Origin of the sequence: Moorena sp. SIO3H5, assembly GCF_010692395.1 — a bacterium.
In the GTDB taxonomy this organism is placed as follows: domain Bacteria; phylum Cyanobacteriota; class Cyanobacteriia; order Cyanobacteriales; family Coleofasciculaceae; genus Moorena.
On the sequence record NZ_JAAHHS010000221.1, the window covers coordinates 1 to 12,714 of the forward strand.

The following is a 12,714-nucleotide window of genomic DNA, read 5'->3' on the forward strand; positions in this document are numbered from 1 at the left end:
AAGATTTTTAAGGGAAATATATTAAGAACAAACGTCATCGATAGTCTAATCTGAATATATGACAAATAAGAAAGCGATCGCGGCAGTTTGTAATGGTGCGATCGCTTTCTTGGAAAATCTCAAACTTTAGCAACTACAGAAATCCTTAATAAAGCCCTTAATTGGGGTCAAAAGAATCACCCAGAAAGCAATCTTTAAAACTCTTCACTCTCAATCTACCCTAGGAGCAACGGTTTCCTGCCCGTTTTGCAGCAGCGTCACGCTTTCCACCGTGCCGTCTGAGCCTTGGTTAAAGACAACTCGCAAATCAATGACCCATGTAAAAAACTCAGTTTCGGAGGTAGGATAAAGGTTAAAGATAGACTGCCCTGTTCCCTGAATCCGCAATTGATTGGCTTGGGTGGTTACAGTTACCTGGAACTCAGGAGCAACCTGATAAGTTCCAATATAGCCCTCGTATACAGACGGATCTACCTCAGAAACTTTGGCTTTGAAGTAGGGTTCTCCAAACACAATTGCTGCCAAATCCTGGGAAATTTGCTCTATATTGGCGGTTTGTACATTACTGAGCACAGCAACACTCACATCCTGGTCTGGGTAGTATTCCAGATTAGTCACAAAGCCATTAATTGTCCCACCATGACCAATGCGCTGATGCTTGGGCTGTTTGTTTATTTCCAATCCATAGCCATAGAACAGATGGGGAGCTTCGTCAAGATTGCTCGGTACTAAGGGAGAGGTCATAGTAGCGATCGCCTTATCCCTTAAGATCGTTTCATCTCCCACCCCATGGTCAAACAAAAACTGATTCCATCGAGCCAGATCCTCCACCGTGGAATATAGTCCTCCGGATCCCTGTGGCACAGACATATTAATATACCTTGCCTTAAAATAGCCGTCATCAGTGAACTGATAACCATTTGCCAAGCCATCAATCACCGCCAAAGGATACTCGTAACCTGTGTTCTCCATCCCCAAAGGCTGGAGCAAATGCTCCTTTAGATAATCGCCATAGGACTGACCCGATACGGTTTCAATCACCTGGGTCAGCAGAACATAGCCTGAATTGCTGTAGCGAAACTCTTTTCCCGGCTCAAATTCCAAGGGGAGGTCTTGGAAGCGGGCAATCAACTCCTCAAGGGTCGTCGGTAAAGCTATCCATTGGGTTTTATCCCGAAAACTAGTATAGTTAGGAATGCCCGCCGTATGGGTTAGCAGGTGATGCAAGGTGATGCGATTCCCATGGGGATAATCTGGCAAGTAGGTAGAAACAGGAGCGTGTACATCAACCAACCCCAGATCCTGGAGTTGTAGAATCGCAGCAGCAGTAAACTGCTTTGTCACCGACCCCAACCGAAATCTAGTTTGGGGGGTATTGGGTAGCTGGTACTCTAGGCTAGCCATGCCATACCCCTTGGCCAACAAAGTTTTACCTGCCTTGAGTACGATAACCGCCCCTGAGAACCACCCAATTTCATGGTGGGCTTTGAGATAGGCATCAATTTCGGCGGAAATACCAGACATTTGGTGAGCAGCAAGTTTCATCGTCGTTTCTTCCACATGTGATCTTTCAAGGTCTTGTTCTAGAAGTTCGACTTCTGACATGTTTCATTACTGATTTCAATCGATACATTTGTATCTTATTAGAGAAAAATCTGGCTTGGTAGTACCCTTCAGGGTACCTTTTATATGAATATTAATTAACATTAGAACTCTTGTGAATTAATTCTTAATTATTAATTGTTTTTTCTCTCCTCCTTCAAACATAATCGAGCCAATAACTCCCTCGGAATAGTCTCAAAATCTTCTAACAAAAAATCCATGGGTGAGGTTCCTGCCCGTAACGCACCACCGGGTCTGCTGTATTAATTAGTCATTAGTGAATAATCACGATTCAGGATTATACTTAACCTAGACACAAACCGTTACATCTCGAAAACTACTTCTGTCCTATTCCCTTTTGCCTGTTCAACACATCTGGCACAATCTTTAATTATATCAAATTTAATCACTAACGAGTCCCAAAAAAGTACCCTCAAGGGTACTGTCAAAGGATTATTGTATTGCTCATAATCAAAATAGCACTGAAATCTTCTTGCACCTGAATAGTTAGGGTGGGCAATTATTTCAGTCTAAGCTTAAGCTAGGGATAACGTTGATTAATATTGCCGAACCTACGGCTAGTGACAGTGGTGCAAGATTTCAGGGAAAGCAACTAGAGTAAACCCTTGAGTTAGGTATATATCCTAAATTTATAGTTATGAAAGACTATAGCAATCTCGAAAGCAATCTTGAATCAGAACACACAGAACAAGCAGATTTTTGTGAAGATTGTCACCAAATTAACCTAATAGATAATCAGCCTCAAACCCTGATCCAGACACAAGCGATCGCAAATAATCGATTAACTACTGTTCGACAGGCTCCTGGCTGCTCTACTTCTATCCTGCGGGGACTAGACCAGCAGCTGATTGATGAAATGAATAGCATCGCACCCAATAGCTTGGTCAGTTTTGCCGACCTAGATGTGGCTAATGGTCCAGCAGTTCACCCTTTCCTTCAGGCAGTAGCTAAGCAGTCCTTGGCACGGGCAATTAAGGCTCGTGGTCGCACCCTTTCGGTCAATTCTGGTTACCGAACTATTGCTCAGCAACTAATGCTATTCAATCATGGTAAAGTTAGACGCTGTGGTATTGGTGTGGTTGCCCCTCCTGGTAGAAGTAATCACCAGAGTGGTTTAGCCATAGATATTAATGACGAGCAAGGCTGGAGACCCTATCTAGAGCGAGAGGGTTGGAGGTGGTTTGGACCTACGGATAGGCCTCACTTTGACTATATTGGCAGAGGTACACGAAACATTCGTCCTGTTGCAGTTAAAGCGTTTCAGCGACTCTGGAACCAATATAATCCGGACAAACCCATTGCTGAAGATGGGATTTACGGACCAAATACTGACGCGCGACTGAATCAAGCCCCTATAGTTGGCTTTGGAAAAACTAACGAATCTCTTCCAGACAGAAGACTCAGCCTGACTCAACCCTATCTCGAAGGTGAGGATGTTCGCCAACTTCAGGAAGCTTTAGTTAAAGCAACTATTACTGTGGAGGTAGATGGCGTTTTTGGTCCCGCTACTGAGGAAGCGGTTAAGGAATTCCAGAAGCTAAAAGATTTAACAGTAGATGGAATCGTTGGAGCTACAACTCGCTCGGCTCTGGGATTGTGAAGTTATAGCAAGAGAAGTATAGTTGACGACATAGTATTTCGCTTTAAAGGGAACAGGGAATAGGGAATAGGGAACAGGGAACAGAAATATGTGTTAATTTTTACTTCGATTGCTATATTTGTGAACTTATTATCTCTCTTCTGCCTAGAATGACAGAAGAGAGATAATATTGAATCCGGTTAATCACTTGCTATTCAGGTTAATGGTTATCAATTTTCCATTTTAAATTGACTATAAACTGTTCACTATTCCCTGTTCCCTGTTCCCGATTCCCGATTCCCGATTCCCGATTCCCGATTCCCGATTCCCGATTCTAAATTCTAAATTCTAAATTCCCTGTTCCCGATTCCCTAATAATTTCCAATAGACTTTTCACGATACCTGTGAGGGGAATTGCGAGAATTACCCCCAACAATCCTCCCAGTTTAACTCCCAATAGCAAATAGACAAAGATAATCACTGGGGATAAACCGGTCAAGTTACGGAGAACTCTCGGAGCAATGAAGTTGTCTTTGATCTGCTGTAGTCCTAGGGATACCACGAATATAGCACTACGCATTCATAGGGTAGCTGTGATAAACAAGCCTAACAGGATTTGACTGATCGAGTTATTAAGATTAGTAGCCCAGTGATCAGTAACTGTTTAATTGGTGAAACAATAGAATTCATTGACAATCGGCTGACGTAATAGCAGTGACTGCTAGGAGCAGTAAGGTTATCTAATGATTATCTGATCTACCAGTCAGATTGTGAAGTTATATATTATACCTTACTTAGGCTTAATTGTCAATAGATGTTGGTAAAAGATTAGCTCAATAGTCGGGAGCATCCTTTATTATCTATGGAAGACCAAAAGAATCAAAAGGCTCAAAAGAATCAAAAGACTCAAAAGACTAAAACTAGAGTCTCCAAAACCTTGAATCTTGTCAGGAACTTTGGCTTAAAGGCAATTCCAATTATGATGGTAAGGAATTCTTTGTTTGAAGAATCCGAACTTACCCTCAATTTCTTAGTCTTAATCATTAGCTCTTGTTTAATTGCCACCTTTGGACTAGTGCTCAACAGTGCTGCAGTGATTATTGGAGCGATGATTATTGCTCCTCTGATGTTGCCCTTAAGAGGATTGTCCTTTGCTACTTTGGAAGGAGATTGGGAACTATTACGGCGTAGTTTTGTTTCTATTGCTGTAGGCACCCTACTTGGTATAAGTTGTTCTTGGTTGGTTGGTACAGTTATCGGATTCCCTGAATTTGGAGCCCAAGTTTTAGCTAGAACTAAACCCAATCTAATTGATTTACTGGTTGCGATCGTGGCTGGGGGAATTAGTGGTTTCTCTAAAATTCGCCCGTCTTTAGAAGATGCGGTACCAGGGACAGCAATTGCAGTAGCCCTAATGCCTCCCCTTTGTGTAGTTGGGTTAACCCTATCCCAGGGAGAATGGACTTTGAGTCAGGGCGCATTTCTCCTTTATATTACTAACCTGATTGGGATTAACCTAGCTTGTATGATCGTTTATATCTTTAGCGGTTATGCTCAGAGCACTGAACTGAGCCGGTCTTTAAATTGGGGAGTCTCTTTAGTGCTGATTGCTGTGTTAGTGGTGCCCCTAGGACTTACCTTTTGGGACGTGCTTGAGCAAGGAAGAGTTGAAGAGCCAGTTCAGGAATTGATTAACAGTTCATTGTTTAACAAAGAAGGTGTTAGAGAAGTTTCTGATTGGAATATCGATCGGACAAAGAATCCTCCTGAGATCGAAATTGCTATGCGTTCAATAGAACTGATTACACCAGAACAGGTGAAGGAGTTTGAAGATGCGGTTGAAATTAAGCTAGGTAAACCGTTTAAAGTGAAAGTTGACGTTACTCCATTTATACCAGTGGAATCCCCTAAGCTTAAAGCTAATTAACTGTAATTTGAGTAAGCATATGCGCTACGCGCACGCTACGCGAACAGCTGTCAGCTGTCAGCTGTCAGCTATCATGCTTACCTTATCATTAGTTGCGGCAGGAAACGGGCAAGATGCCCATTCCACGGACAGATGCTCATTCCACCCACCAGTGTCAAACAGCAAAAGCGATGCAGCGCGGTCTTGGGGGTTTCCCCCATGAGCGACTGCATCAAGACAATGAGATGCAGCCGAGAAGTGGTAAAAAATATTGTGTACCTAAGTTCAATGCTGTGCCAAAGGTTCCTCTTTCGTAAACTTCAAGCGAAGTACTTGTTTTCCCGTTGGCTCGTGATGCTTTTGTTCTAAATACTGAAAGCCATAACTTGAATAAAACTTACGACCAATCGGATTGTCCTTGAATACTTCGACTTCAAGATTGCCATGGAGTTCTTGGGCTTTATTCATGAGTGCCCAGCCTACTCCCGCGCCCTGAAAACATGGCTGTACAAATATTGCTCCAACTTCCGAACCAATTAGAGCTATAAAACCAATGACTTGTCCGTTATTCTCAGCTACCCAGGTATCAGCATTGGGTAAATACACATTCGGAATGTTGTAACGTTCTAGTTCTAAAAATTCTTCTGTTAAAAATGGATGAGCTATCTTTGATGCATTTTCCCATGAAGACATGACATCATTTAAGTCACTATCTTTATAGTGTCTAATGATCAACACAGTGGAGGATTCCTTTTCAAGTAACACTCCCTTTAATCCTACATAAAATACTAGAAGCCGCCCAGGGGATAATACAACTTTGTTATTCGCGGCACGACTTTAAAGGATAACCCTGCTGCTTCAGCTTTTTTATTTATACCTTACTCCATTGCTTCAGCATAGCTGCCTTATCCCCTCTGCCTTCGATACACTTATATTATGGGTATTCAACCGGACTTGATATATATAAATTATATATCCCATAAGGTACAAATTGATCCCCCTAAATCCCCCGAGCGAGGGATTGCTCGCTCGGGGGACTTTGAGGTTGAAGAGCGTACCTCATAACTGCAATAAACGCTATAAGGGAGGTTTTTGTAAATGATTAGTACAATCAGTAATACTGGAAAATTATTCACTATTGGTCATTCTAATCTTAGTATTGAGGATTTTATTGCTTTACTGAAGCAGCACGAAATTACAGCGGTGGCTGATGTGCGATCGCATCCTTACAGCCGTTACTTACCTCATTTTAGTCAAGCCCCCCTCAAGGCTGAACTATTGTCGGCAGGAATTCGCTATGTATTTCTGGGTAAGGAGTTGGGAGCAAGACCGGCTGATCTCAGTTGTTATGTTGGTGGTAAAGCCTTATATGAAAAAATTGCGGCCACTGACCTGTTTTCAGCGGGTCTTAAACGGGTAATTCAAGGGGCTGAAACGTACCAAATTGCTTTGATGTGTGCTGAAAAAGACCCGATCACTTGTCATCGGACAATTTTAGTCTGCCAACATTTGGTGAAATCCGGGTTAGAGATTAATCATATTCTCAATGATGGGAGCTTAGAGTCTCATCAAGATTTAGAAGAAAGGCTGCTCAGCTCTCATGGGTTAAATGATTCCCAAATTAAACAACCGAAGCAACTTTCCCTATTTGATGATCCTACATCTATGGATAACTGGGACAATTGCTCTCGCGAGGATAGACTTAAGGAAGTTTATCATAGGCAAGGGGATACTATTGCTTATCTAGCAAAGGGAATAGGGAATAGGGAGTAGGGAGTAGGGATAAAAAAAATAATTCTACCTCATAAGTAATAGATATGAATAAAACTATTAATTTATTTACAATTGGGTTTACTAAAAAGAGTGCTCAACAGTTCTTTGAGCTTCTGATTAATGCTGGAGTAAGGCGAGTTATCGATACGAGACTCAATAATAAATCTCAATTAGCTGGTTTCACCAAAAACAAAGATTTTGAATACTTTTTGCAGCAAATTGGGAATATTGACTATATACATCGTCTAGAATTGGCTCCGACTAAGGATATCCTAAATACCTATAAAAAAAATAATGGTGATTGGGAAACCTACGAAAACCAGTTCTTAGAATTAATTACAGAGCGTGAAATCGAAAAGACGGTATCACCAGATTTATTAGATGGTAGCTGTTTGCTGTGTAGTGAACCTACTCCCCATAACTGTCATCGCCGTTTAGTAGCAGAATATCTGAGTCAAAAATTGGGAACTATAAAGATAGTTCACCTATGATTTATCCCAAATCCCCTTTGCTAAGACCATAAAAAAATATCAAAGTCGTTGCATAACTAAACCGGATTTGGCGATCTAGGTCAGTAGTCTAAACTAACCTTACTTGGGATTAGATAGCAGCATGACTCAGATTATTTGCTTGGCTAACTCCTGGAAGCGTGGCGAGAGATGTATCGCTGGAATTAATTCTCTGAAATGTCAATGGATTCGTCCTGTATCTGATTTACCCGATGGTCGCATTCCGAAACCAATGCGTCAAATTGCGGGAAGGGAACCAACGTTACTGGATATTTTAGATATTCCTTTGGCTAAAACTGGACCAGACTTTGGCTTTGAGTGTGAAAATCTTTTGGTATTACCAGGACAATGGCGACGAGTAGGACAAGTTCCCCCTGGATATCTGAATAAGTTTTGTAGCAGGGAAAAATACATTCTCCATAATAATGAGCGCTATGTAACCGTGAATTTCTTGCAGTCATTACCGGTAGAGCAACGCTGTACACTCCAACTGGTGAAAGCTGTGGAATTCTTGGTTCAACCTATTGGTATCAGACGTGAGGGTGTAGAAAAATGGGAAGGTTCATTGGTAACAGATTTTGGACAAGAATTGACTGCTACGATTACTGACCCGGTATTTGTGAGGTATTTAGAGTTAGGGTATCGACCACAAAATCAGTGTTTGGTTACGGTTAGTCTCAGCATGCCTTGGCGACCTGATGATTGGAAAAAGGATGGTGACCCTTGTTGGAAGTTGATAGCGGGTGTTATTGAATTACCTGACAAATCAGGAAATAAACTTAGACTCGGAATGGATGATGAGCTACCTTTTTAGGAATTAAAGTAGGGTGGGCAAAGTAATCTAATTTAGAGTATTCCGAATAATCCAACAGTTTTTGCCCACCCTACAAGCTGGATTAATGTTAGTCCATCATGGATACATTTGCCTAGCAATAATAATAGTTTGATTTATTTTTGCTACAGAGGATACGGGAATCAGGTGATAAGGTGATAAACTGGTAATGTAAGGCAGTGATATAGGAGATTAAGGTAAACCAATATTTGGTTTAATTGGTATTACTAGGAAGAGATGCGATCAGCTTTGCTGCGCCAAAGGCGATCGCATTCTACTAACTGGCTTCCTATAATCAACTAAATCATTCCTTTAGCATGGTTTACCATTGACCAAAATTAATGGATAATCCCTAAGTAAGCATGGGAGACCCTAGTAATGCTAGTTGAATTCAGCGTAGAAAATTATCGCTCATTTCGAGAGCGCCAGACCTTGAGCATGGTGGCATCTAATAAAAAAAGTGGGCGGAATAGCAATAGTTTCCCCATGCCTAATGTCAAGTCACTGCGCCTACTCACCAGCGCTGTGGTCTACGGTCCTAATGCTTCGGGGAAGAGCAATCTGGTGCGTGCAATCCAGACTATGCGTCAGATTGTGCTAGAGTCAGCCACTGGCATGCAGCTTGGCAGTAGATGGAATATCGAACCATTTCGGTTAAATGCTGACTGCCAGAACAAGCCGAGCTGTTTTGAAATTATTTTCATTCAGGATAATATTCGCTACCAATACGGATTTTCCTTAGACCAAGAGCGGGTGTACGAAGAGTGGCTAATCGCGTATCCCAAAGGACGTCCTCAAACTTGGTTTGAGCGTAACTATCATTCAGAAAAACAGGAGTATGATTGGTATTTTGGACCAAGGCTGAAAGGCGAGAAGGAACGTATTAAGGGTTTTGTTCGCCCCAATTCTTTATTTCTATCTCATGCCGCCCAAAATAACCATGATCAGTTAGGAAAGATATTTATCTGGTTTAGCTCTAAGTTAAAGTTAATTCCAGCCAGGTTTCAAAATCTATCTAATTTTACTGCTTTAAAATGTTACGAAGACAAAAAATTTAGGAACAAAGTCGTTAAGTTAATAAAGGGAGCTGATATCGGTATATTAACTATTGAGTTTGACAGTAAAACGGTTAAAAAATTTGAAGTTTATTCAACATTACCTCCATCTATTTATAATTTAATCAAAGAAAAAAATAATTTTGTTGAAAATAATGCCCTTATGAATAGTAATAATGAATCATCAGAATCAGACTCAGCATCAATCAAAGTTTCTCTTAAGGTTTTTGCACTATATAAAATGAATGAATCTGAGGAAACAATAACCTTTGACTTAGAGGATGAATCAGATGGTACCCAACGATTATTTGAGATGGGAGGATATTGGATAGATGCTTTAGATAATGGAGAAATTTTAATTATTGATGAAATAGACCGCAGCTTGAATTCAGATATATCAACCTATTTAATCAAGGAATTTAATGACAAAGCAGCTAATCAAAATAATGCTCAATTGATTGTTACTACCCACGATACGACTTTCCTAGATCGAGAGATATTTAATCAAGACCAGGTATGGTTGATGCAGAAAAATAGTAACAATAGCACTAAGCTCTATTCGTTACTAGATTTTAAAATTCGTGAGGATGAATCCCTACAGAAAGGCTACCTAAAAGGTCGATATGGAGCGATGCCCTTTGTTAGTGGGCTGGATAGTTGAGGATGTCCAAGAAGCGTGCTCGTAATTCTCGTAACCGAGGCAAATCTAAGGCTCAGTTCGGACGTAGTCCAAATGTTGAACTAGCGAAACAATATATTCTAATCGTAGTTGAAGGTGAAGAAACAGAATACAACTACTTTAAATCCTTCAAGACATCCTTAAAACTCAAGACAACAACAGTAGAAGTGGTTCCCGGTAAGGGTGGGGATCCTCTGGTGATCGTGGAAACAGCTAATAAGTGGCGCTTGCGCAACAAGCAGCAAAAGCAAAAAGGAAGAGAAGTAACCTATGATAAAATATACTGTGTATTTGATGGGGATAAACCTACCGAATATAAAAAAGCCCTGGAACAAGCTAAAAGCTACGGTATTATCGCTATCCCATCAATACCATGTTTTGAGTTTTGGTTTCTGCTACATTACAAATACACTGCTAAATCTTTTGACAAATGTAAAGACGTAATTTATCAACTAAATTCTGAACTCAAAAAGGATGGTATTAAGGATTATAATAAAGCTAGGGATATGTACAGTGTATTAGAACCTAGACTCGATCAAGCAATAGCTAATGCTCAACGTTTGGAGAAATATCATTTGGAAGAACAACAGACGGAGCAACAACAGACGCAAAATATTGATTGTGCTAACCCATCAACAAAAGTACATCAGCTGGTTAAATACCTACAAGACCAGAAAGCCTTGATCTGACTAGAGCATCAAGGGTCAGATAACGAGAGTCAGTGAGTTTTCGCCTCCGCCCCCATACCGAGAATGGCAACAAAATCACTAGCAGATTCGTCAACCATCCCGACTTATCATTGGTCGCTCTACTTGGTGACTGGAATACTATGACGCTACACTCCAGACTCTATCGCTATTGTTGGTTAGGCTTACTGGTGATGATTCTGCCACTTTCCGCTTGTGCTAGTGATCCTTCCCCTGAGCAGCTATTGGAACAAAACCAGGAACGTTGGGAAACTCAAGAGCTAGATAACTACCGGTATACATTACAGGTATCTTGCTATTGTATTGGTGAAGTCACTAAGCCAGTAGTGGTAGAAATCCGTAATGGTGAAACAACTTCCATTGTTGCTGCTGATAGCGGCAAACCAGTTAATCGGAAATTTTTTAATACCTATGATTCGGTCTCGAAGCTATTCGATGTTGTGCAAAAGGCTATTGATAAGGATTACTATAAGCTTGATGTTACCTACGACGCTAATTTAGGTTATCCAACTAAAATCGATATGGACTTCAGGGAACAGGTAGCGGATGATGAAAGAACTTTGACTATTGATAATGTGGAACAATTAAAGTAAGGTGGGCAAAGAATTAAAGTAGGGTGGGCAAAGTAATATAATCTAGAATAATCCAAATAAATCAACGGTTTTTGCCCACCCTACAAACTCTATCAATAAATTATAAATAACTAATGAAAATTACACCATTACTAACACCTATTGTGGTAGGTTGTATAGTTACTGCTGCTCCAGTAGCCTTGGCGGATAGCCCCTTAACTAGTACTCCTTTTGCTAAGGCATATAAAGATGTTGATATGATTACATATGCCTCGGTTTATGGACTTGATGATAAGGTTTTCCAAAACCTAAGCAATCCTAATATTACCCATGATGTGCGAGCAGCGATTATCAACCAACTTGGGTTTTCTGTTGAGCCAAGCCAGAGGGCTAATCAGTATCTTGAGTATATTGCTCGCAGCCGTAGTCAGCAGCCATCAGCCATTACCCTTGAGATGTTGACGGCAGCCGAAGCACTAGCGCTAGGGTATTTACTAGCGATGGATGACCCGACTTTGGAGAGTGCTGTTGCAGCAGCCAATCGCTCTAGATCAAGCAGTAGTCTGGGGCAAGTTCAGGGAGCTAATGCTCTATTATTATTAGATGCAGCAGTTGTGAAAGATCCTGAGGATTTCTCTATTGCTTTCATCCGTAGCCTGGTTCGGGCACAAGAGTCATTACGGGCAGGGATTGGGAATTGGTGTGCGGTTTACCAGAATGTTTTTTCGGTATTAAAGGACTTTCCCCGTCAACGCAACATGCGCCCTGAAGCGATTGATATGGTTAACGATTATATTAGAGGCTACCGGAACTATTGTAATAGTCGGTCTATTTCTAGATGAGATGGGATTTGGAATGCGATCGGCGAAGCCGCGCCAAACCCTCTCTTTACCTGCTCCCTGCTCCCTGCTCCCCATCTACAACCAAATCCCACAGCACATCAATACCTCTACCCACATAGTCTGAATCCTGGTGTTGTTCAATCCATTTAGTCACAGTAGGGATAATATCATTGGATGTTTTGCCCAATTTGCCCAAGGCATAGACTACCCTCCCACGCATCTCAGAATCGTGATCCTGAAGCAGTGCTAGGAGGGTGCTGACTAAAGTTTCTGAGCTGTTGCCTAAATTGCCCAAGGCATCGGCTGCCTCCCCACGCACAACAAGATCATGATCCTGAAGCAGTGCTAGGAGGGTGCTGACTAAGGTTTCTGAGCTGTTGCCTAAATTGCCCAAGGCTCTAGCTGCCGTTATACGAACATCAGAGTGATTATCCTCAAGCAGTGCTAGGAGGGTGTTGACTAAGGTTTCTGAGCTGTTGCCCAATTCAACCAAGGCTCTAGCTGCCGTTATACGCACATCAGAGTGATTATCCTCAAGCAGTGCTAGGAGGGTGTTGACTAAGGTTTCTGAGCTGTTGCCCAATTCAACCAAGGCTCTAGCTGCCGTTATACGCACATCAGAGTGATTATCCTCAAA

The 12,714-nt window shown here is 41.4% G+C and carries 14 protein-coding genes; 10 read left to right on the plus strand and 4 right to left on the minus strand.

Annotated features, from left to right (window positions below; genetic code table 11):
* Window positions 1-210 precede the first annotated feature (210 nt).
* Window positions 211-1,605 carry a serine hydrolase gene (locus F6K52_RS21790; RefSeq protein WP_293082506.1) on the minus strand — a complete coding sequence of 465 codons (1,395 nt, stop codon included), beginning with the start codon at window positions 1,603-1,605 and terminating at the stop codon, window positions 211-213.
* Window positions 1,606-2,260: 655 nt separating this feature from the next.
* Here F6K52_RS21790 and F6K52_RS21795 point away from each other — a divergent pair.
* On the plus strand, window positions 2,261-3,223 hold the full coding sequence (locus F6K52_RS21795; RefSeq protein WP_293082510.1) for a peptidoglycan-binding protein: 963 nt from the start codon (window positions 2,261-2,263) through the stop codon (window positions 3,221-3,223).
* Between the two features lie 313 nt (window positions 3,224-3,536).
* Here F6K52_RS21795 and F6K52_RS21800 read toward each other — a convergent pair whose 3' ends face one another.
* On the minus strand, window positions 3,537-3,782 hold the full coding sequence (locus F6K52_RS21800; protein WP_364419016.1) for an AI-2E family transporter: 246 nt from the start codon (window positions 3,780-3,782) through the stop codon (window positions 3,537-3,539).
* A 282-nt stretch (window positions 3,783-4,064) separates the two neighbouring features.
* Between F6K52_RS21800 and F6K52_RS21805 the strand changes: the two genes are divergently transcribed.
* Window positions 4,065-5,129 carry a TIGR00341 family protein gene (locus F6K52_RS21805; protein ID WP_293082514.1) on the plus strand — a complete coding sequence of 355 codons (1,065 nt, stop codon included), beginning with the start codon at window positions 4,065-4,067 and terminating at the stop codon, window positions 5,127-5,129.
* 113 nt (window positions 5,130-5,242) lie between these two features.
* Window positions 5,243-5,425 carry a hypothetical protein gene (locus F6K52_RS21810; RefSeq protein WP_293082517.1) on the plus strand — a complete coding sequence of 61 codons (183 nt, stop codon included), beginning with the start codon at window positions 5,243-5,245 and terminating at the stop codon, window positions 5,423-5,425.
* On the opposite strand, the gene F6K52_RS21815 is transcribed toward F6K52_RS21810, so the two are convergent.
* Window positions 5,394-5,801 carry a GNAT family N-acetyltransferase gene (locus F6K52_RS21815; protein ID WP_293082520.1) on the minus strand — a complete coding sequence of 136 codons (408 nt, stop codon included), beginning with the start codon at window positions 5,799-5,801 and terminating at the stop codon, window positions 5,394-5,396. The genes F6K52_RS21810 and F6K52_RS21815 overlap by 32 nt on opposite strands.
* 405 nt (window positions 5,802-6,206) lie before the next feature.
* On the opposite strand from F6K52_RS21815, the gene F6K52_RS21820 reads away from it, so the two are divergent.
* The 7 genes from F6K52_RS21820 to F6K52_RS21850 all read left to right on the plus strand — a co-directional run bounded on the left by F6K52_RS21820 (window position 6,207) and on the right by F6K52_RS21850 (window position 12,077).
* Window positions 6,207-6,881, plus strand: a complete 675-nt coding sequence (locus tag F6K52_RS21820) for a DUF488 domain-containing protein (protein WP_293082523.1) — start codon at window positions 6,207-6,209, stop codon at window positions 6,879-6,881.
* A 44-nt stretch (window positions 6,882-6,925) separates the two neighbouring features.
* The gene (locus F6K52_RS21825) at window positions 6,926-7,372 is read left to right on the plus strand and encodes a DUF488 domain-containing protein (protein WP_293082525.1); all 447 of its coding nucleotides are present in this window, start codon (window positions 6,926-6,928) and stop codon (window positions 7,370-7,372) included.
* 121 nt (window positions 7,373-7,493) lie between these two features.
* Window positions 7,494-8,204 (plus strand): hypothetical protein, encoded by a 711-nt coding sequence (locus F6K52_RS21830; RefSeq protein WP_293082528.1) that lies wholly within the window; start codon window positions 7,494-7,496, stop codon window positions 8,202-8,204.
* Window positions 8,205-8,600: 396 nt separating this feature from the next.
* Window positions 8,601-9,938, plus strand: a complete 1,338-nt coding sequence (locus F6K52_RS21835) for an ATP-binding protein (RefSeq protein ID WP_293082531.1) — start codon at window positions 8,601-8,603, stop codon at window positions 9,936-9,938.
* Window positions 9,939-9,940: 2 nt separating this feature from the next.
* The gene (locus F6K52_RS21840; protein WP_293082534.1) at window positions 9,941-10,645 is read left to right on the plus strand and encodes an RloB family protein; all 705 of its coding nucleotides are present in this window, start codon (window positions 9,941-9,943) and stop codon (window positions 10,643-10,645) included.
* A gap of 32 nt (window positions 10,646-10,677) precedes the next feature.
* Window positions 10,678-11,256, plus strand: a complete 579-nt coding sequence (locus F6K52_RS21845) for a DUF6174 domain-containing protein (protein ID WP_293082536.1) — start codon at window positions 10,678-10,680, stop codon at window positions 11,254-11,256.
* Window positions 11,257-11,369: 113 nt separating this feature from the next.
* Complete coding sequence (locus F6K52_RS21850) at window positions 11,370-12,077, plus strand: hypothetical protein (protein WP_293082539.1); 708 nt, start codon at window positions 11,370-11,372, stop codon at window positions 12,075-12,077.
* Window positions 12,078-12,123: 46 nt separating this feature from the next.
* On the opposite strand, the gene F6K52_RS21855 is transcribed toward F6K52_RS21850, so the two are convergent.
* Window positions 12,124-12,714, minus strand: a 591-nt coding sequence (locus F6K52_RS21855; protein ID WP_293082543.1) for a HEAT repeat domain-containing protein, incomplete at its 5' end; no start/stop codon positions are given.